13 protein-coding genes and 1 pseudogene are annotated in these 20415 nt (G+C 56.9%); 3 read left to right on the plus strand and 11 right to left on the minus strand.

What is annotated here, in order from left to right; genetic code table 11:
* Positions 1–469 precede the first annotated feature (469 nt).
* The 5 genes and pseudogenes from JFT87_RS15330 to JFT87_RS15350 all read right to left on the minus strand — a co-directional run bounded on the left by JFT87_RS15330 (position 470) and on the right by JFT87_RS15350 (position 8642).
* The gene (locus JFT87_RS15330; protein ID WP_242487263.1) at positions 470–1657 is read right to left on the minus strand and encodes a hypothetical protein; all 1188 of its coding nucleotides are present in this window, start codon (positions 1655–1657) and stop codon (positions 470–472) included.
* The gene (locus tag JFT87_RS15335; RefSeq protein WP_201202461.1) at positions 1650–5075 is read right to left on the minus strand and encodes a toxin VasX; all 3426 of its coding nucleotides are present in this window, start codon (positions 5073–5075) and stop codon (positions 1650–1652) included. Before JFT87_RS15335 ends, JFT87_RS15330 begins: the two co-directional genes overlap by 8 nt.
* Positions 5072–5944 (minus strand): DUF4123 domain-containing protein, encoded by an 873-nt coding sequence (locus JFT87_RS15340; RefSeq protein WP_201202463.1) that lies wholly within the window; start codon positions 5942–5944, stop codon positions 5072–5074. Before JFT87_RS15340 ends, JFT87_RS15335 begins: the two co-directional genes overlap by 4 nt.
* Positions 5945–7994 (minus strand): annotated as a pseudogene (tssI, locus tag JFT87_RS15345) (type VI secretion system tip protein TssI/VgrG). It abuts the gene before it with no gap.
* A gap of 132 nt (positions 7995–8126) precedes the next feature.
* Complete coding sequence (locus JFT87_RS15350) at positions 8127–8642, minus strand: Hcp family type VI secretion system effector (RefSeq protein ID WP_201202465.1); 516 nt, start codon at positions 8640–8642, stop codon at positions 8127–8129.
* A 404-nt stretch (positions 8643–9046) separates the two neighbouring features.
* Between JFT87_RS15350 and JFT87_RS15355 the strand changes: the two genes are divergently transcribed.
* Positions 9047–9724 carry a type 1 glutamine amidotransferase domain-containing protein gene (locus JFT87_RS15355; RefSeq protein ID WP_201202467.1) on the plus strand — a complete coding sequence of 226 codons (678 nt, stop codon included), beginning with the start codon at positions 9047–9049 and terminating at the stop codon, positions 9722–9724.
* A 205-nt stretch (positions 9725–9929) separates the two neighbouring features.
* On the opposite strand, the gene hglS is transcribed toward JFT87_RS15355, so the two are convergent.
* The 6 genes from hglS to JFT87_RS15385 form a co-directional block, all read right to left on the minus strand.
* The gene (gene hglS / locus JFT87_RS15360) at positions 9930–11321 is read right to left on the minus strand and encodes a 2-oxoadipate dioxygenase/decarboxylase HglS (protein WP_201202468.1); all 1392 of its coding nucleotides are present in this window, start codon (positions 11319–11321) and stop codon (positions 9930–9932) included.
* An 88-nt stretch (positions 11322–11409) separates the two neighbouring features.
* Positions 11410–12630 carry a glycolate oxidase subunit GlcF gene (gene glcF / locus JFT87_RS15365; protein ID WP_201202470.1) on the minus strand — a complete coding sequence of 407 codons (1221 nt, stop codon included), beginning with the start codon at positions 12628–12630 and terminating at the stop codon, positions 11410–11412.
* Between the two features lies 1 nt (position 12631).
* On the minus strand, positions 12632–13681 hold the full coding sequence (glcE, locus tag JFT87_RS15370; RefSeq protein WP_201202472.1) for a glycolate oxidase subunit GlcE: 1050 nt from the start codon (positions 13679–13681) through the stop codon (positions 12632–12634).
* The gene (gene glcD, locus JFT87_RS15375) at positions 13681–15180 is read right to left on the minus strand and encodes a glycolate oxidase subunit GlcD (protein ID WP_201202474.1); all 1500 of its coding nucleotides are present in this window, start codon (positions 15178–15180) and stop codon (positions 13681–13683) included. Before glcD ends, glcE begins: the two co-directional genes overlap by 1 nt.
* A 129-nt stretch (positions 15181–15309) precedes the next feature.
* Positions 15310–16236, minus strand: a complete 927-nt coding sequence (locus JFT87_RS15380) for an alpha/beta fold hydrolase (protein ID WP_201202476.1) — start codon at positions 16234–16236, stop codon at positions 15310–15312.
* A 22-nt stretch (positions 16237–16258) separates the two neighbouring features.
* A complete protein-coding gene (locus JFT87_RS15385; RefSeq protein WP_201202478.1) occupies positions 16259–17713 on the minus strand; it encodes a flavin-containing monooxygenase in 1455 nt (484 codons plus the stop codon).
* A gap of 271 nt (positions 17714–17984) precedes the next feature.
* On the opposite strand from JFT87_RS15385, the gene JFT87_RS15390 reads away from it, so the two are divergent.
* Together JFT87_RS15390 and JFT87_RS15395 are read left to right on the plus strand one after the other, a co-directional pair.
* Complete coding sequence (locus JFT87_RS15390; protein WP_201202484.1) at positions 17985–19058, plus strand: diguanylate cyclase; 1074 nt, start codon at positions 17985–17987, stop codon at positions 19056–19058.
* A gap of 115 nt (positions 19059–19173) precedes the next feature.
* Positions 19174–20412 carry a M20/M25/M40 family metallo-hydrolase gene (locus JFT87_RS15395; protein ID WP_201202485.1) on the plus strand — a complete coding sequence of 413 codons (1239 nt, stop codon included), beginning with the start codon at positions 19174–19176 and terminating at the stop codon, positions 20410–20412.
* Positions 20413–20415 lie beyond the last annotated feature (3 nt).

A 20415-nucleotide genomic window follows, 5' to 3' on the forward strand; every position in this document is an offset into this window, starting at 1 on the left:
AATGTTTTTAGGTGTTTTTCGAGCAACTGTTTGTATGGGGAAATGGGCTTAAAGCTCTATAGTTTGATCGCGGTGCGGTGAGTAGTTGCCATTAGTTAGTGTTCGACGGTGATGAGTTGTAGTTGTGCCACAAAGTGCTATTTCTAATGTACGTTTTGTTTTTCCAAAATAATAAAAAGCGGGCAAAGCCTAAAGCCATCGTAACTGGGTCTATCAAAAATAAGAAAGACCCAGTATGAATTGTAATGATTTGAAGTTCGGCGTGCCAGATTTTTCTGGGCGATGCAGGGGTTACTTTGGTTGTCCAACACATTAGGGGCGTATTTTTATTTTGTATGTATGGATCTCTTGGGTAAAAGAGAGCTGTTGTGTCTTTTTTTTTGAGCGGGGTGTTGAATCTTTCCATCTATATATGTTGGCGTGAAGCAGTCAGAGGCAACCGGTTTAGGGCTAATACGTTTTTCTACACTCATGGATGAAACCCTGCACACTTGCATGCTTCAACAAACGTGGCTCCTTTTTTATCCATTGCTTCTTTTATAACCCTGTTGGCTTTTACTAAAGCTGGACTTGGTTTAGCCCAATGGTCTTCAGGCAGTGGATTTGACCAAGTTGTTACCTTCTCCGGTAAAGCAGGGCGTCCTGCGCGGTGGGCCCATTCAGCCAGCATATAAGGCATTTTCCAAAAACTTAGGACACGCCACATATACCAGCGGCGTAGTGGCCAAGGCGTGCGTTTAGGGTAGCCGTAATGTTCACGCTCTTTATCTGAGAGGTCAGCGCCTTCATCTTTCATGTTGCACATCCACCGAGCGTCAGCACGTTCGACTTCAAATGTATGTAGCCCTTCGTAGGGTTTTAGTCGACTTTCAGTAGGGGGTAGCCCCAAAGCCGCCAGCATTGGGTTCGGTGTATCTACGAGTACGCCGTCCTCCATGTAATTGCGAATTGAGGTCCACATCCCTAATGCATGAGCATCACTGGGTTGCGATATAAGAATAAATTTCACATCATCATGATCTTTATCCTCCAGACCTATGCCGAATGTGTACTGACGAGTTGCTCCATAAGTAGTTATACCTTGTGTGTTAGCGATCCACGTTACAATGTCCTCCCAATGGATTATTAATACTTCATTAGTTTTACTGTCTACGTAACAAACCTCTCGACGCTGCCGGTTGAAGCGAAGCGTTTTTTGGGGGGAGAGTAATACATCAGAAAACATGCCGTATAGATAAGCACCTATAGGAATAATGAACAATAGTGAGACGCTAGTTGTTACCTTCAGGAAGGTATGCAAGTCACCTACCGGGTCCGGAAAATTTTCAGGGTAGAAAACTACGCCAGCAAGGATAGCAAGGCTTGGCATTATAAAAGCCGTAAATAAGGCCATCCAAATGGCTGCGGCAAGTATTTTTCCTTGCTCCACCATTCCCCAATTATTTCCACCTACTTCAATAAAGGTGTCGTTAATTTCGGAAAAGTTTCTGCTGGAGCCCGCTACTTGTCCAGTGTAAACAGGTAGTGGAGCTAGAAATAAGGTCTCGTTAAAACCTTTAGTTCGAATTTCTCCGGCGCACGGACGCTTGCTTTTGAAGTCCGGTGCAGGCGCGGCCTTTGAGGCTTTTTTGTTGGTCTTAAATAGATTCCTAAACATCGATAACCGCCAACTCTTCTTTTTTGATGATTTTAAAGGACCCTTTTCCTGTTCCGAGCGGCATGGTTTCCACTGCGGTAAGTTTGTAATTGCCCTTAGCAGGGATACGTACCCCATGATTTGTAATTATCTGCAAGTCCTTTAGGACGAAAATAGTTCGATGAATTAAATCGCGCTCTGCTTCGAGTTGATAACCAATGTCTAAGGCTAACGCGAAATCTGATGTTTGCAACGAGTCACTTATGGGTAGCTTGAGGGTTAGTGCTTGTTGATCTTTGCTCACAATTATAAATCTTGTCGCCCAAATGGAAGTGCTCTCTCTCCAGCGTAGTGGTGGGAGGTTAGGATTGTACTCTCCTCGCATAGGGGCATCGCGTTGCTGTTGGTAAGCAAGAAGTTGCAATTTGCGCTCGTCGATCTCTTGCGTGCTTACGCCCGGGAGAGTAAGTGTTAAGTATGTCTGTTTATCATCGCGAACTAGTTCGCAGGTTGGTTTTTGAACAACTTTTGCTAGCTCGTTCCACTCATCTTGAACGCTACGTTGCTTTGTCTGGTTTCCCCATGCACTGGACTGCATCCACTTCTGAAGCTCATCTAAGTTAAAGTAATTGTAAAGTCCCTCGCCTAACAGCTGCAGAGCGGTACCAATCAGCCCAATTAAATTAGCGCGAGCGCCGAATGACACCAGCTTTGGGCTCGCTTGTGCCCAAGCAAATGCACGCATTTCAGTCGATGTTGTCATTACAGTTTTGATGATAGACCCCGTATGTTTTGCCCCCCAAGTACTTGAGCCTATCAATATTGCATCGCCACTAATTTGAATTGTTGACGCTCCGAGACCTTTAGAATCTCCTTCAGCAAACGCTTTTGTCCATTGCAGTGAGTGTTTGCGTAAATCTAGTGACGCGGATAATACACTAAATCCAAAAGCTCCTATGCCCGCGATACCTGTCCAGCGACCCAGGCGAGTCATGGTGTTCAGCTTACCCGCTGTGCTAGCCATTTCTTCAATATGAGCTTGTAAGATCGTCACAGATAGGCCTTGCACTGTAGCAAATCCTGCACCGGCCATACCGACAAATGCTTCAGTAAATGCCAAAACATCGTTTGTAGACAGTGAGCCTTTGTCCTTTTTTAGGAAGTTGCTCACGGCATCAATAAATTTTTGACCTTGAATAATAAACAACCCAAAGGCCAGCAGGTCTCCCTTCGATTTTAGAACACCACTGAGAGGTTTTCTAAAGGTTCCCGTCGCGCGAAAATCCCTCACAGTCCTGTCCATTTCCATACGCAATTGCGGATCTAGTCCATCGACTACTGTGCCAATTTGAGCGGGGCTATTACTACCGACAGATAATGCGTCAGCTAATTTCTCTTCCAGCGGTATCAATTGCAGTTTTAGTTGATCAATTCGCTGCTGGTAAACAGCCTCGCTCCCTGGCTGCGCAACGCCAGAAGATTGCCGTATCAATTCACGATTACGCAGTTTATATGTCGCACTCAACTGGCTGCGCAGATGTAACGACTTTTCGCTTGCTTGATTATAAGCGGCGATCTCAGTAGCGGTCGCAGCCCGTAAAGTCAGGCCTTTAGTGGAAAATTCACGTAGTAGTTGAAGTCGGGCCGGATTGCCAATGTCCCGGATATAAGTGTTTGGATCAATATTCTGCATATGTCGGAATGAGTTATGGGCTTTTTCCAACTGATCAGCAGCCCTCAATTGGATTGCTGGATTGTACGCCTCGGTAAGCATACTTTGCAGTCCGGCGAATTGAGTGCTTAGTTTTGCATAGTTTGGTAGGCGGCCTGCGACCAAACTACTAAATTGATTGCCAAGTGCATCGGCATTTGCTAAATTCTCTTTGGCTGAAAATACGCCAATTGCTAAGTTGCTTATGTCTACTAGTTTCTTGGCAATATCTATTTGGTCGATTAGCCCTAAAGTATCTAGCCCGGGTACAATGGTTAGTAGGTTGGCCTCCAAATAAGTTGCAAGTTTTTCAGCAGCTTCGCGATCTGGGCAAACAGCCGAAACGCACAGGAATTCGGTTTTCAAGCGGTGTTCAATTTGTGCATCAACATGGAAATCGTAATACCATGCCGCACGATGGAAAAGTCCGCCGGAGAACATAATCAGACGATCTTCGCGTATTTTTTTCAAGCGTTTTTGCCAATGGCTCAGCAGGTTTTGCTGGCGGGTAACAAATGTTTCCATTTCGTCCCGCTTGATCAGCTGTTCGATACCGCGCTGGCCAAGATCTTTTCCATGTAAGGCCTCCCAAGTTTGGAGACTTAGCGTATTGATTGTGCTTTCGTGCTTACGATAAAGCGTTTGCCCCATCGCATCGGTCATATCGATAAAAGCTTTGGCGTAAGGATTGGTCTGAGCGGCCCTTCTCCAGTTAGCTTCGTCGCCGTACACACCTGGGTCACGATGGTCGCGACGGGCCTTCAAATAGTCGTATATTTTTGACTGCTGTTGCTCGGTCGTTTCATTTTTTAGGGCTTTGACGTTTGGATCCGTATTGCTCAGGGCTGACAGTCGAGACGCATTTACGTCATACAACGACTGAATGTAGGAGCCGGTAAGGTACTGCGCCTGACACTTATCGTCAGCACTCCACTTTCCAATCCAATCAGCCACTTTCAACTGTGCGCTGGCTAGATCGCGCATTACACCAATGTCATCACGCAGCACAAGAAACAGATAATCATCCTTGTACGGGCCCTGTACCTTGCTGGTGAGCGTTTCTATCGCCGTATTTTGGAAGAGCGGCTCATATTCCCAATTGTAGGGTTTGTTCTCTTCTGGGTCGGCACCCTCCGGAAGGGCCTTTGCTCGAGATTCATTCTCAGCAACCTCTGCCAGCCATTTTTTTGCCTGTAACGTGCTCAGCAGACTTTCGCCACCCTTTTCAGGGCAGGCACTAGCCAGATCAATTGCCTGCATCAAGCGCTTTCGCTCATCCTTGGATTTAAGTACTTGTGAGCACTTGAAAGCCGTCCATTGGATTTCCGAATAACTGGCATACAACGCATGATTTCGAGGAAAAACCAGGTGAGGCTCACCAACGGAACTGGTTCGTGTATCGCCTGATACTTCTTGGTTGTTCCAAAGGAGCTTGGTGATTTGCCCTTTTTCAACGCGGTATTCGTGCAGGTAGCCGGTAGTGCCGTCGATGATGTACAAGTAGCCGTCGCGTAACAGCCGGACGCCAAGTGGCTGGCTTTTTGTCTGAAATGGCATGGCCAGTTCAGTCTTCGGATCGAGATACTCAACAAGTCCAAAACGCAGCGGCAGTAACTGTACTTTTTTCTTTGCCAATTGACACTCACCCATAGGGGCCCGGGTATCCTTTGCGCTCTTGGCCATGGCGGCGGTATTAGGGCTGAGTTTTGGCGGTTGTTGGGTAGTCACGATGGGCTTCCTTGTCGATCGATGGCACGGCGCTCAGCCAATTCGGCTGCTCGCTCAAGACGCTTCAATGGCGCCTCCGGTGTTGACTCCGTCAACAGGTGAAAGATATCGGGATGGTCAGTTACCGGCTCACCGGCTAGATACCCGAAAATATTCGCATAGAGAGTTATTTCCTGTTCAGAAGCAAACCCTTGCTGATAGGCGTCATCTGCGATTTTTTGTGCATACTTGCGACGTTCTGGCTCTACAAAAGATGACATAAAGTCTGGGAAGTAATTTTGCAGATGTTCATTCAGATCAGAGACGAAATTACGGAACTCTACTTCACCCAATGCGGTTAGTTCTGAATCCGTCAACCGATAGGTTTGTGGTTCGGCGTTGGCAGGATCTGGTCGCTGGTGTTGACGCCATTTACCCTCTACGCCGTCAGGTAAGCAGGCATGTGAGAATGGCCCGAACCAACGGGCGCTACGTGCTTCCTCCGCTATTCCGAACAGTTGGTGCATGACTGCCGGATCTGCAATTCGGGGCATGACCTCCACACCGCTTGGATGCTCAACAGTTAGAAGACTGCGCCAGTGATCCCATAATTTACGGATATCAGCATCACTGAACAACAGATAGCCCCATTCAAACGCAGCATTGTCCTTGAAGTGCGCCAGAAGTGGATCGCTAGCGCCTTTAAGGGCGATCAGATAGGGCGAAATATCTGATAGCTCTTGCCAACGTGTGGTTTGGTAAAGGCTATAGGCAGGGTTATCCCATTGGTAAAGTCGTTGCGCCAGATTCGGAACGCTGACTCCGTCCAGCAGCAAATAGGCCGGTAGCTTCCAAGGCAAGTCATTCGGGAGTGGCGGTAACTCATTCATTTATTTTTCAACCTTTTGCGCTGCTAGTTTGGCGGCTTCACACACTGCACAAATCGGCTTCCTCTGCATCAGCGCCTGCCGCTGCGCCGGCACCAATAACCGCCCAGCCTTATCCGCATCCGCCTGTTTCAACGGCCCCGGCAACAACGGCGCTGCCCCCGTGCCACTACCCGGTCCACCGCCCGAGTTGATGTTGATCACCGGCCCGCTCAGCGTGACGCCGCTGCCGTCGATCTTGATGAAGCTGCCGCCGCCAATCAGCGTCAGCTCTGCGCCAGCCTCCATCACCACTTTCATGCCGCTGCTCAGGTGGATTTCCTGCCCCGCATCCATGAACTGCCCAGTACCAATCTTGACGTGCTGATTCACCCCAACCGTCAGGTGATCACTGGCCTGCGCCTCAACCTTGCGGTCTTCATAAACCGTGCGATGCTCCTCAGCCTTTAACTCGGTGTAGGTGTTCTTCTCCACCGTGTCATGCCGCTCATTCCCCACGCGGATCTTCTGGTCGTGCTCAATGTTTTCATCCCAATCCCGCTGAGCATGCAGGTAGATCTGTTCCGCACCTTTCTTGTCTTCAATCCGCAGTTCGTTGTACCCGCCGCCCCCCGGTGAGCTGAGGGTTTTGAACGTGCTGCGGGTTTTGTTCGCCGGCAGCTCGTAGGGGACGACGTTTTCCTTGTGGTACAGGCAGCCGCTGATCAGCGGTTGGTCGGGGTCGCCTTCAAGGAAGCTGACCAGCACTTCCATGCCAATGCGCGGGATGGCGATGCCGCCGTAGTGGGCGCCGGCCCAGGCGGAGGAGACGCGCAGCCAGCAGCTGGTCTTGTCGTCGGCCTGGCCTTCGCGGTCCCAGTGGAACTGCACTTTGACGCGGCCGTATTGGTCGCAGTGGATCTCTTCACCTTTGGGGCCGGTGACTACGGCGCTTTGGCTGCCGAGGATCCGTGGTTTGGGGTGGTTCAGTGGCGGCCGATTCGGCACGTCCCACGGGGTGGCCTGGAAACGGTTGCGATAGCCTTGATGGAAGTCGTCTTTCAACGCGGTGGTGTTGCTGGTCACCGACTCTTCCAGCACTTGCGGCTGTTTGCCTTCGTGGAGAATTTCGGTGAGCAGCCACAGGTCGTTCCATTTGGCTTTCGGGTGTTCGGTCAGGGCCAGGAAGTGGCCGCTGACCAGGATCGGCTGATCGCTTCGGCCTTCGGCGAGCTGGAAGTCGCTGCGGTGACGTTCGAGGGCGCGTTTGGCCAGGTGCTTGCCGCGCTCGCGGTCGATGAAGCGACCGGGGTAGTCGTAGTCTTCGAGGTCGGGCAGGGCGTCGCCACGGTTGTCGCTTTCGAGGGTGATTCGCGGTTTTTCGAAATCGTAATCGCGGCGCGTGGTGCGGCTGGTACGGGTTTCCAGGCGCAGGTCGAAGCGCTTGATCACCGGGTCGCTGGCGACCATGCCGGAGTCTTGCTGATAGGCCACGGGTTGGAGTTTCGGGAACACCGTCTGGTCATCGCCGAAGATCAGTTTGTGCGCCGTGGCGCTGTGCTGGAAGTGGTAATGGATACCTTCTTCCTCGCACAGGCGCTGGATGAAATGCAGGTCCGACTCGTCGTATTGCACGCAATAAATGCGCTCGGGGTAGACCGAGCCGGTCTGGAAGGCGTAGGCATTGCTTTGGATGCCGTGTTCTTCCAGCACCATGGCCGATGATTTTCGGCACGCTGAGGTTTTGGAAGATGCGCTGGTTGATGCGGTGCGCGAGGTACGCCAGTTGCGGGCGCAGGGTCAGCGAATAACGCGTCAGGCGTTTGCCCGAGTCGCCCTGCGCGGCGCGGTAGATCTGGCCGTGGATGCCGCTGCCGTCGGGCGACAGTTGCAGGAAGGCCGGTTTGTGCAGGAGGGTTTCGAGGTCCAGCGACGGTTTTTCACTGACCAGTTCCACCTCGAAAACGAAGGGCTGGCTGATGGCTTCCCGGCCTTGCAGGGTAAACACCTGAAAGTCGGCGGGGAGACCTTCGATGGTCAGGGCAAAGTGGGTTTCATTGGCCGGCGCGAACATCCGTTGTTCCTCGTGCTGTACAGCGGCGCGCGTCGACGGCCGCAAAAGCGGGCCAACGTACGCTAAATTCTGGAGGGGCGTAAACAACATCGACCAGCAGAGCTGGCCGATGTTTGTAACGATCAGCCGTAATTAAACGACTGGAGCACGCCAGTCATCGGAACCCGAAGTACCGGATACTTCGTGGGTCCAGGTGATTTTACGGTAGGTGAACTGCACTTCTTCCAGGTGGGTGAAGTGGGAGTTCGACGGATCCTGGCAGTTGTGCATTTTGTTGTTGATGGCGACGATGATCGCGTCTTCCAGTTTGGTGGTGTAGTAGTGCTCTTGGGTCCCTTGGGCCGAAGTGCGGTACCACTGGATAACGATTTCGCTCATGCGCTCGCCGGAGGTCAGAGCCGCTTGCAGCAGTGGCGAAGCCTTGTCGTAGACCTTGGTGATCACAACTGGCTTGTGAACGCGCTGACCGGTTGGTTGGCCGGATTGCGGGTCACGCGGGATGATCACGTCGTGGCTGAAAGCCTGAACCATGACTTGGTCTTCGTGACCTTCCTGGTAGGTGTTGCCAACCGAGTCGGCGGTGAAGGCGCCGGCAGTGATCAGACCTTGTTTTTCGCCAGTAACGGACATGTACGCTGGTGTAGCCATGGATGTGCTCCTTGCTAAAAATTTAGGGTGCCCGGGAGGCGAAATCGCCCGGTGGGTGCCTGACTGTTATCAAGGTTCGTGCCAGAAATGTTGAGGGCCAAGTAAACCGGGGGGATGGCCGATGTTTTTCAATCGCTTGAGTGATTTTCAAGGGAAGACACCCCACAAAGTGCGCAAGAAGTTGCGCAGTACTGCGCAACTTCTTGCGCACTTGGCTGGAGGCCACGGCGGGCTTGGCGCTTAGCGATATTGGAGGGTATTTTTGAAAAATAAGTGCGCAACTTCTTGCGCATCAAGGCCATGCGCCATCATTCGGCGCATTGAAACGATTTGCCGTGCCTCAAGGTCAATCACTCACACCTGTAAAACAGCCTCTGAAATCCCGCAAACCGAGTGAGAACGACATGAAAGTCCTGATGGTTCTAACGTCCCACGATCAATTGGGAAACACCGGTAAGAAAACCGGCTTCTGGCTGGAAGAATTCGCCGCGCCGTATTACACGTTCAAGGACGCCGGTGCCCAGTTGACCCTGGCCTCGCCCAAGGGCGGCCAACCACCGCTGGACCCGAAAAGCGACGAGCCAGACGCACAAACCGCCGCCACCGAACGCTTTCGCAAAGACTCGGCTGCGCAATCCGCACTGGCGTCGACCGTGCTGCTGAGCAGCGTGAAGGCTGAAGATTTCGACGCCGTGTTTTATCCGGGCGGCCACGGCCCGCTGTGGGATTTGGCCGAAGATAAGCACTCGATCGCGCTGATCGAGGCGTTTTACAAGGCCGGAAAACCGGTCGCGACGGTCTGCCACGCGCCGGGTGTGCTGCGTCACGTCAAGGACGCGGACGGTCAGCCGTTGGTTAAAGGCAAGCGTGTGACCGGGTTCAGCAACAGTGAAGAAGAAGCGGTGCAGTTGACCGATGTGGTGCCGTTTTTGGTCGAGGATATGTTGAAGGCCAACGGTGGGATTTACACAAAAGCCGATGATTGGGCCAGCTATGTGACCACCGATGGGTTGTTGCTGAGCGGGCAGAATCCGGCGTCTTCCGAGGCGACGGCTGAAGCGCTGTTGGCGAAGCTGGCTTAAACATTGGTCGGCTGAGCACTTTCACTGTTTGGCTGACCACTTTAATGGTTTGGCTGAACACCTTCATGTGGCGAGGGGGCTTGCCCCCGTTGGGGTGCGAAGCGCCCCTCGTGGGTTCTTTCAGATAAACCGCGTTCGCAGGATTGACGACTGCTGCGCAGCCGAGCGGGAGCAAGCCCCCTCGCCACAATGATGTGCACGAACGTCAGGCCAAACTCGGCAATCCCAGAGAGTTGCAGCACTCATCAATCGAGCGCTGCTGCGTCTCGGCATACAACCCCAACTCATCAATCGTCGAGCGCCCCAGCGCTTTTTCGAACGCCTGCTGATTCGAATGCACGCCATAGTGGGTTTGCGCCGCATCCCCCAGGTTCGACTGGAAAATCCCCGCCGCACTGACCGGTAAAAAGTCCTCGTACACCAGCGGTTCAACCCGCACGTATCCGCCGCTCAGCAAGTCATCCAGCGACCCCCCGCCAAGCCCATCCGCCGCCAGGCCTTTTTCCGTCACGAAGTAGCGAAAGTACGCCAGTTCCTGTTGGCGCATGCCCTCAATCGTGTCAGGGAATTCGCCAAAATGCTGAGCCATCAACTCGTTGTAGCGTGCAGCATTGGCTTCGTTCGGGAAGTCCTTCAATTCATCCCGGGCAGCGTTGAGCAAACGGTCATAAAGCGCCCGGCCTTTAGGTGTGAGCGCCGCACCACGTTGCTCGATTTCACCGAAGCGAGCGCTGTGGCTGCCGCGTGTCTCGTCTTGGTCGGTGAAGGCAATCGGCTCGTCCAGCGCCTTGAAACTGGTTTGGCGCAGCAGGATCGGGCACTGCCGGCGAGGTGGGCCTTCGATCACCGCTTTGGGGGTGATGCCGTGGGCCGGCATTTGCGCCTGGACGATGTCGATGTCCAGCGTGCGCGGCGTCAGGTGATTGATGTGCGGGCCTTTGAATGCCACCACGTCAGCGATCAGTCGATGCTGGGCGCTGAGTTGCTGGTATTGCGCGGCGGTGACGGTGGCGCTGTGGTGCCAGCGGAAGGTTTCCAGCGCCTGTTCGACAAACTCCCAGGCTTGTTGTTCTTCAAGCCCGCCCTGGGCTTCGGCCTGCTCGATCAACTCCAGCGCGGCCGGGGTGAAGATTTTGCGTTTATCCAGCACCGATTGGGCGAAGGTGCGCAATTCCAGGTCTTCGATCAGCTCCAGGCGCAGCAGCGAGGTGAACACCCGAAACGGGCTGACCTGCAACGCCGCTTCATGCACCGCGCGAAATGCCGTGGAATGCACCGGCACCCCGGCCGGGGTCAGGTCGTAGTAGCCCACCGGTTGCATGCCCATCACCGCGAACAGCCGGGCGAGGGTCGCCAGTTCAGCCGCGGTGCCGACGCGGATCGCGCCGTGGCGTTCCAGATCCAGGCGCTGGATTTCACCCGTGCTTTCCAATTGCCGGGCGATTTGCGGATCGCGGTCCAGCACATGGCGGTTGGTTTGCTCCACCAGTTCCATCAGCGCGCCGTACAGCGGCACTTCTTCGCGGTACATGTCGGACATCGCTTTGGAGAAGCGTTGGCGGATCAGGTCGGGGCTGACGAAGCTCGGGTGGCTCATGAAAAAAATTCCTGGCACGGTGACAGAGAGGATGGGGGAAAAGATCGCAGCCTTCTGCCGTGCCGACAAACGAAGATTCCTACGGACTTCATTCTCCCAGCGACTGGTCCACCAGTTCGATCCAGTGCCTGACCGGTGTTCGTCCGGCGCTGGCGAGGTGGCTTTGGCAGCCGATGTTGGCGGTGACGATCAGTTCGGGGCGGCCGCTTTCCAGCGCGGTGAGCTTGTTATCGCGCAGTTGCCGGGCCAGTTCCGGTTGGGTCAGGGAATAGGTGCCGGCCGAGCCACAACATAAATGACTGTCCGGCACGGCAGTGAGGTTGAAACCCAGCCGGGTCAGCACCGCTTCTACAGCGCCGCCGAGTTTCTGGGCGTGCTGCAAGGTGCAGGGGCAATGAAAGGCAATCCGCCGGTCCGTCGCGGCGCACACTCGTTCCAACGGTTCGACGGCCAGCACTTGCACCAGATCAAGCGCCAGTTCGCTGACCCGCAGAGCCTTGGCCGCGTAGACCGGATCGTCCTCCAGCAAATGCCCGTAGTCCTTGATGAACGCGCCGCAACCGCTGGCGGTTTGCACGATGGCTTCGGCGCCATTTTCCAGATGCGGCCACCACGCATCGATGTTGTGCCTGGCGCGATCCAGCCCTTTGGCCTGACCGTCGAGGTGATAATCCAGCGCACCGCAGCAGCCGGCCTCAGGCGCCGCAATGACGCTGATCCCAAGGCGATCCAGCACCCGCGCCGCAGCGGCATTGGTGTTGGGCGACAGGCCGGGTTGCACACAGCCTTCGAGCATCAACACGCGCCGCGCATGCCGAGGGGCAGGGCGCACACCGGTGGCGGGCAGGTCGTGGGGCAGCTTCGCTTCAACATCCCGTGACAAAACCGCTCGGAACGTTGCGCCGATCTGCAGCAACGACTTGAACAGGTTCGGGTTCGGCGCCAATGCCCGCAACCCCTCGCGCAACAACCGTTGACCGGCCGGACGCGGCACCGCTTGATCGACCACGGCCCGACCGATGTCCAGCAGGTTGTGATAATCGACCCCGGACGGGCAGGTGGTTTCGCAGTTGCGGCACGACAGGCAACGGTCCAGGTGCAATTGGGTCTGCGCGGTGGCGGGGGCGCCTTCGAGCACTTGTTTGATCAGGTAAATTCGCCCGCGCGGGCCGTCGAGTTCATCGCCCAGCAGTTGATAGGTCGGGCAGGTGGCGTTGCAGAAGCCGCAATGCACGCAGGTGCGCAGGATCTTTTCTGCTTCGGCGGCCCGCGGTAATTTCCGGGACTGTTCGCTGAGGGTGGTTTGCATGCTAGAGCTCCGCGTACATCCGGCCTGGGTTGAACAGCCCTTGCGGGTCCAGTTGCGCCTTGAGTTGCCGGTGGTAGCGCAGCAGCGCCGGGGCCAGCAGCTGGAACGGTGTTTCACTGGCGCCGTGGCTGAAACAGTTGGCATGGCCGCCGAATGACTGCGTGAGGGCATGAATGTCGTCGCGGGAGGACTTCAGCCAGCGTTGTGCGCCGGCCCAGTCGATCAGTTGCTCGCCCGGCAGCGACAAAGGCCCGAGATTATTGGGTAGCGACAGTCGCCACAACGAGGGTCCTTCATCAAAAAATGCCAAGCGTTGTTCATTCAGATCAGCCCAATAACACGAGTCCAGCGGCTCGCCGCCGAGTCGTTGATGGGCAGCCGTCACCGAACCTTCGCCACCCTCCAGCCGCAAATACAAACGCTGACCATCGTGACTCGCGGCGCTGATTGGCAGCGGCTGCTGGCCCCATTCGGCGAGTTTGCTCAGGGCGCGGTCGCTGTCGATTTCCAGGCTGATGCTCAAGCATTGCCGGGGTTTTGGCAGCACTTTGAGCGAGACTTCCGTCAGCACGCCGAGGCAGCCGTAACTGCCCACCAGCAAGCGCGACAGGTCATACCCGGCGACGTTTTTCATCACTTCGCCGCCAAAGCGCAGGTGTTTGCCGAGGCCGGTGATCACCCGCGTGCCGAGGACAAAATCCCGCACCGAACCCGACCATGGCCGCCGTGGCCCGGACAGTCCGGCAGCGATCATCCCGCCCACCGTCGCGCCTTCGCCGAATGACGGCGGCTCGCAGGGCAGCATTTGCCCGGCGGCATCGAGTGCCGCCACCAGTTCGCTCAGCGGCGTGCCGGCGCGAACACTGACCACCAGTTCCGTCGGGTCGTAGCTGACAATACCGCGATGGGCGCGGGTGTCGAGCACTTCCCCGGCCACCTCGCGGCCGAGAAACGCTTTGCTGTTGCTGCCCTGAATCCGCAGCGGCGTGGCGTTCTCCCGGGCCTGATTGACCTGCGCGAGCAGCGCCTCGCTGGCATCGAACTCCAGCATCAGAAGCGCTCCAGTTCAGGGAACGGCAGTTGCCCGGCGTGAATGTGCATCGCGCCGAATTCGGCACAGCGGTGCAGGGTGGGGATGTTCTTGCCGGGGTTGAGCAAGCCTTGAGGGTCAAACGCGGCTTTCACCGCATGAAACAGGGTCAGCTCGTCGCTGTTGAACTGCGCGCACATCTGATTGATTTTCTCCCGGCCGACGCCGTGTTCGCCGGTGATGCTGCCGCCGACCTTCACGCACAACTCGAGGATCTGCCCGCCCAACGCTTCGGCCCGGGCCAGTTCGCCGGGCTGGTTGGCATCGAACAGGATTAGCGGATGCATGTTGCCGTCGCCGGCATGGAATACGTTGGCGACCCGCAAGCCATGCTCGGCGGCGAGACGGGCGATGCCCTCAAGCACGCCGGGCAGTTCGCGCCGGGGGATGGTGCCGTCCATGCAGTAGTAATCCGGCGACAGGCGACCGATGGCCGGGAAGGCATTTTTTCGTCCGGCCCAGAAGCGCACGCGTTCGGCTTCGTCTCGGGCCTGGCGCACTTCGCTGGCGCCGGCCTGTTGCAGGACTTCGCGCACCCGCTGGCATTCGTCGTGGACATCGGCTTCGACGCCGTCGAGTTCGCACAGCAGAATCGCCTCGGCGTCCACCGGGTAGCCGGCGTGGATGAAGTCCTCGGCGGCGCGAATCGCCAGGTTATCCATCATCTCCAGGCCTGCGGGAATAATCCCGGCGGCGATGATCTCGGCCACGGCGCGGCCGGCCTTTTCCACCGAATCGAAACTGGCCAGCAAAACCTTGGCGACCTGGGGTTTGGGCAGCAGTTTGACGGTGACTTCGGTGATGATTCCGAGCAAACCTTCAGAACCGGTGAACAGCGCCAGCAGGTCGAAACCCGGTGAATCCAGGGCTTCAGAACCCAATGTCAGGCGTTCGCCTTCGACGGTGAGCACTTCCAGTTTCAGCAAGTTGTGCACGGTCAGGCCGTATTTGAGGCAATGCACGCCGCCAGCGTTTTCCGCGACGTTGCCACCGATGGAACAGGCGATTTGTGAGGATGGGTCCGGCGCGTAATACAAACCGAAGGGCGCGGCAGCCTGGGAAATCGCGAGGTTACGCACGCCCGGTTGGACCCGAGCGGTGCGGGCGGCGGGGTCGATGTGCAGGATGTTGTTGAAACGCGCCATCACTAGCAGCACGCCTTTTTCCAGCGGCAAGGCACCGCCGGACAACCCGGTACCGGCGCCTCGAGCCACTACGGGCACCTGTTCTGCGTGACAGATTTCGAGCAGTTTTTGCACTTGTTCCAGCCGCCGGGGCAGGGCCACCAGCATTGGCGTGGTGCGGTAGGCCGAGAGGCCGTCGCATTCATAGGGCTTGAGTTCTTCCTCGCGCCAGAGCAGGTCGAGGTCGGGAATGGCCTGCTGCAGGGTTTTGAGAAGTTGCGCCTTGTTCACCTCCGGCAGCGGGCCATCGAGGCGCTCGTCATAAAGAATGTTCATCTCAACCTCAATCCTTTCCCCAAACTCTGCCCCCTGTAGGAGCTGCCGAAGGCTGCGATCTTTTGATGTTGGCTTTTTTAAGATCAAAAGATCGCAGCCTTCGGCAGCTCCTACGGGGGACGTGGGAGTTCAGCGTTGGTTTCCCAGAAACTGGCGATACAACCGCGCCGCCCTCGTCGGTTGCTCGACCATCGGCATGTGGCCAATCCCTTCCCAGATGTCCACGCGCAAATTGGCAATGCCCTTGCTCCACACCGCCACGCTGCTGACATCGATCAACCGATCCTTGCGCCCCCACAGCAGCAGTGCCGGGCATTTGATGTCGGCGAGTTTCGGCTCCATCGGCGGGCTGGCGCGAAAGTCCTGGAAGATTTCCGCCAGTTCGTCGCGGCATTGTTCATAGCGCTGGGCGACGGCGTCCAGTACGACGCCGGGTACCCACGGCGGGTTGGCCATGGTCATGGCGTAGAACTGCTGGAATTCTTCCTTGGTGTGAATCAGAAACGGGTTATGGCCCTTGGACAGTTGACGCTCCAGGTCGCTGACTTCCGGGGCGCTGACGCCCGCCGGGTCGATCAGCGCCACCGAGATAATCCGCTCGGGGTAGGTGGCGGCCAGCCATGCCGCGATGTAGCCGCCCATCGAGTTGCCGATCACGTGCACCTTCTCGACTCCGCATACGTCAAGCAACTGGATCATCCGCTTGGCCTGCAGGGCGATGTCGTAGCCGCCACCGGCCTTGAAGCCGGTTTCACCATGGCCGGCGAGGTCGGGGATGATCACCCGGTAGTCGCCGACAAAATGCCGGGCAAAGCGCAGCCAGAGGTTTTTGTCGGCGCTGTAGCCGTGCAGCATCAGTATCCCGCTGGTGGCTTCATACGGCCCGCCTTGCCAGGTCGAGACGGTCATCTCGCTGATCGGCACGACGATCTTGTGCAGCCGATACAGCTTGGCCTCCAGCGCCATGCTCAAGTCATACAGCCAGCGGCCGATGGCCGGGTAACTCAACCAGCTCCAGGCCACGAAAACCGCGATTGCGACAACCAACACAAGCATCAGGCGTGTTCCTTCTACGTGATCAGGACAGAATGTGGTCGGCGGGTTTCAACGCCCGGGTCAAGCGGTGATAGCTGAAACTGAACCCCGGAAACATGGCGATCACATGACCGCTCTTGCTTTGATACCAACTGTGGCAGCCCCCGGACTTCCACACCGTGCGTTCCATTTCCCGGTGGATCATTTCAGTGTAGGTACGTTCTGCTTCGGGGCGCACTTCAATGCTGCGCAGACCCTGTTCTTTTAGTGTGCGGATGCAACTGAGGATGTAATTCATCTGGGATTCGATGATGAACAGCGCCGAAGTGTGGCCAATGCCGGTGTTGGGGCCGGTGACGATAAACAGGTTGGGGAAGTCCGGCAGGCTGGTGCCCAGATAGGCCCGGGGGTACTGGGCCCAAACGTCCTTCAGCTGCCTGCCGTTCTTGCCGGTGACCGGGTAGGAAATGACCCCGTCGGTGGCGTCGTAACCGGTGGACCAGACGATCAGGTCGACGTCGATGTGCTGACCGTCCAAAGTGTTGATGCCGGTTTCGTCGAGGGAAGCGATGCCTTGTTCGCGGCTGTGCAGCGTCACGTTCGGCCGACCCAGCGCCGGGTACAGGGTGCTGGAAACCACCACCCGCTTGCAGCCGATAGTGAAATCCGGCGTCAACTTGCGCCGCAGTTCCGGGTTAGGCACCTGGCGTTTAAGGAAGCGCAGGGCATGTTGCTGAACCATATGAATCGCCGGTTTTGAATATTTGAAGGCGATCACCCGGGTTTCGAATTGCCAGTAGATCATCCAGCGCAGTAGCTTGTAGGCCGGTTTCAGCCCCAGCAACCAACGCTGAAATTTCCCGAACGTTCGATCGGCGCGGGGCAGTACCCAGTGGGCCGAGCGCTGAAACACGTGCAGGTGTCCGACGTTCGGGGCAATCGCCGGAATCACCTGGGCCGCACTGGCGCCGCTGCCGACGATGGCGACCCGTTTACCGCTGTAGTCGTAGGAATGATCCCAATTATTGGTGTGAAAGGTTTTGCCCTGGAAGCGCTCCTGGCCTTCGAAGTGAGGGACCACCGGCTGGCTCAGCGGCCCCGTCGCGTTAATCAGGAACTGCGCGTAGAACGTGCCTTTGGTGCCGGTGTGCACCGCCCAGCGTTTGCCGGCCTCGTCCCATTCGATGCCCTCGACGTTGGCTTCCAGTTCCACTTTGTCCCGCAGGCCAAAGTGCTCCACCACGTACTGGGTGTAGCGGTGCAGTTCGGCCTGTTCGGCGAACATCTGCGTCCACCGGTACGGCGCGAAGGACAGCGAATACAGCGGCGAGGGCACGTCGACGGCCGCACCGGGGTAGGTGTTCTGGCACCAGGTGCCGCCGAAAAAGTCCCGCCGTTCCAGCAGGCGAAAATCGCTGATCCCTGCCTTGAGCAAATTGATCGCCGCGCACTGGCCGCCAAAGCCGCTGCCGATGATCAACACTTCAAAGGTCTGCATGGGCCTCCTTTTTGCCGTTGTTTATCAAATCCTCCCATCATGTATAGCCAAAAATTTGCACTGTGGGAGGACACAGTGCATTCCACCGTCCTTGGGCTGCTGTTGGACCTGTTGTAGGAGCTGACTCCTCAGCTCCTACATGAGTGGTTGTGGTTGGTGGTCGTTAAGGTTTGAGCCCGCTGGCCGGTGATGGCTATTTAACGTTGCCCTGATAGACTCCCACCACATCCGTCCTACGGTGTGCAGGTTCCGTCAAGTGTTCGAGGCCCTTATGGGAAACACGGGAGGAAAGGGACTTTCATTGGCCAGGAGGCTTTACACATCGCGAACCCTCGGGCTGGTGCTCGGGCTTGTGTGCGTCAGCGTGGCGATGTACCCGCTCGATCCGCCGCTGTGGGTCTGGGCGCTGATGCTGTTCAACGGGCTGCTCTGGCCACATCTGGCGTTTCAATGGGCGCGCCGTTCGCCCACCCCATATCATGCCGAACACCGTAATTTATTGATCGACGCTTTCCTCGGTGGCTTCTGGGTCGCCGCGATGCATTTCAATCCGCTGCCCAGTGCCACGACCGTTTCGATGATGGCGATGAACAACGTCGCCATCGGCGGCTTGCGTTTTCTGCTGGCCGGGGCGGCGGCGCAGATCCTCGGCGTCGGCGTCGGTCTGGTGGTGTTTGCTCCCGCGTTCATCCCGCAAACCTCGCCCATGCAGCTGTATGCCTGCCTGCCGTTGTTGATGCTGTATCCGTTGGCGTTGGGCTGGATCTGCTTTCGTCAGGCCCACACCCTCGGCCGGCACAAACGTGAACTGTTGGCCCTGAGCCGCACCGACAGCCTGACCGGACTGCTCAATCACGGCGCGTGGAAGGATCAACTGGAGATCGCCTTTCAACTTTGCAAGCGGCAGAAGCAGGGCGCGGCAATTGCCTTGATCGACATCGACCATTTCAAGGCGATCAACGACACCTACGGCCATGTCGCCGGAGACATTGTGCTGCGGCAACTGAGCAAGATGCTCAAGCAGAATTTACGCTCCACCGACATTGCCGGGCGTTACGGCGGCGATGAGTTCTGCGTGATTCTCCCTGACTTGCCGCTGTTCAACGCCGCCCAGGCCATGGAGGGCTTGCGTGAACGCTTCGCGACGTTGGGTTACGAGCAGAACCCGGCGCTGAAGGTCAGTTTGAGCATTGGCCTGGCGGCCTATGACACGGCGCATGCCGATGCGACGCGCTGGCTCAACGATGCCGATCAGGCGTTGTACGAGGCCAAGGCGAGCGGGCGTAACCGGGTGATCTGCAACTGCGACAACAAGCCCCGGCAGCCACTGCGCGACTCAGTCTGAACTGCAGCGCCTACGGGTGTTCGTTGTGGGTCAGGATGATGTCGTATTGGGAGTAGAGCGTCGCGCCGATGTCGGGTACGGTGAAATCCCCCCGACGCGAAACAAGGATCGATTCATGACGTTTGCCTTTCCCCGCTCCCTGTTGGCCGCCAGCCTTGGCCTGTCCCTCGCCATGGCTGCTTGCAACGCCTTCGCTGAACCGCACAAACAAGTATTGGCTGATGCCGAGCAGTATCAGCAAGAGGCCCTGAAGTTGCTGGAGCGCTTGGTCAACATCGACTCAGGCTCCGGCTATGAACCTGGCTTGACCCAGGTCCGCGATATCGCCGTCGACGAGCTGAAAAAACTCGGCTTCAGCATCGAACTGATACCGAACACCCCGGATAAAAGCAGCCATGTGATCGCCACGCTCAAAGGCACCGGCAAGGCAAAAATCCTGTTGATGGCGCACATGGACACCGTGTTCAAGGAAGGCTCGGCCGCTGAGCGTCCGTTCCACATCAAGGACGGTCGCGCCTACGGGCCGGGCGTGATGGACGACAAGGGCGGCATCGTCGCCGGGATCTACGCGCTGAAAGTCCTGAAAAATCTCGACTTCAAGGACTATGCCCAGATCACTTTCCTGCTGGATGCCAGTGAAGAAACCGGCTCTGAGGTCGCTACCGACCTGATCAAGAAAACCGCCAAGGCCCACGACGTGACCCTCAACCTCGAACCGGGCCGCCCGGCCGATGGCCTGGTGGTGTGGCGCAAAGGCAGCGCCACCGCAGTGGTCGAAGTGAAGGGCAAAGCCGCCCACGCTGGCGTCGCGCCGGAGCTGGGCCGCAACGCCGCGATGGAAGCGGCGCACCAGATTCTGCAACTGGGCAAATTGGGCGACGAAGCGAAAAAAACCACCATCAACTTCACCGTGATCAAGGCCGGTGACCGCACCAACGTGATCCCGGATCAAGCCACGGCCAAGGCCGATGTGCGCGCGGCGGTGCCGGAAGAGTTCGACCGGATCGAGAAGGACCTGGCGCGGGTGTCCCAGGACAAGTTGATTCCGGATACCGAAGTCACCACCACCTTGCAACGCGGTTTGCCGCCGATGCCGCAGACGGCTGAGTCGGATCGTTTGATGGCCATGGCTCAGGGGATCTACGGCGAAATTGGCCGCAAGTTGACCGAAGAAGGTAGCGGCGGGGCGGCGGATGCGAGCCTCTCTGCGGGCGTAGGCACGCCGACGCTGGACGGGTTCGGGATTGTCGGCGGCAACATTCACACGCCTGAGGAGTACGCCGAAGTGGCAAGCGTGACGCCGCGGATTTATCTGTTGTCGAGGATGATCATGGAGTTGGCCAAGCCACGCTGAGAG

The sequence above is a fragment of the Pseudomonas sp. TH15 genome, assembly GCF_016651105.1.
Lineage (GTDB): Bacteria > Pseudomonadota > Gammaproteobacteria > Pseudomonadales > Pseudomonadaceae > Aquipseudomonas.

Excerpts from the sequence above, each read along its gene's own strand:
- JFT87_RS15330 (WP_242487263.1), bottom strand. The coding sequence starts at position 1,657 with ATGTTTAGGAATCTATTTAAGACCAACAAAAAAGCCTCAAAGGCCGCG.
- JFT87_RS15340 (WP_201202463.1), bottom strand. The coding sequence starts at position 5,944 with ATGAATGAGTTACCGCCACTCCCGAATGACTTGCCTTGGAAGCTACCG.
- JFT87_RS15350 (WP_201202465.1), bottom strand. The coding sequence starts at position 8,642 with ATGGCTACACCAGCGTACATGTCCGTTACTGGCGAAAAACAAGGTCTG.
- JFT87_RS15355 (WP_201202467.1), top strand. The coding sequence starts at position 9,047 with ATGAAAGTCCTGATGGTTCTAACGTCCCACGATCAATTGGGAAACACC.
- hglS (WP_201202468.1), bottom strand. The coding sequence starts at position 11,321 with ATGAGCCACCCGAGCTTCGTCAGCCCCGACCTGATCCGCCAACGCTTC.
- glcF (WP_201202470.1), bottom strand. The coding sequence starts at position 12,630 with ATGCAAACCACCCTCAGCGAACAGTCCCGGAAATTACCGCGGGCCGCC.
- glcE (WP_201202472.1), bottom strand. The coding sequence starts at position 13,681 with ATGCTGGAGTTCGATGCCAGCGAGGCGCTGCTCGCGCAGGTCAATCAG.
- glcD (WP_201202474.1), bottom strand. The coding sequence starts at position 15,180 with ATGAACATTCTTTATGACGAGCGCCTCGATGGCCCGCTGCCGGAGGTG.
- JFT87_RS15380 (WP_201202476.1), bottom strand. The coding sequence starts at position 16,236 with ATGCTTGTGTTGGTTGTCGCAATCGCGGTTTTCGTGGCCTGGAGCTGG.
- JFT87_RS15385 (WP_201202478.1), bottom strand. The coding sequence starts at position 17,713 with ATGCAGACCTTTGAAGTGTTGATCATCGGCAGCGGCTTTGGCGGCCAG.
- JFT87_RS15390 (WP_201202484.1), top strand. The coding sequence starts at position 17,985 with ATGGGAAACACGGGAGGAAAGGGACTTTCATTGGCCAGGAGGCTTTAC.
- JFT87_RS15395 (WP_201202485.1), top strand. The coding sequence starts at position 19,174 with ATGACGTTTGCCTTTCCCCGCTCCCTGTTGGCCGCCAGCCTTGGCCTG.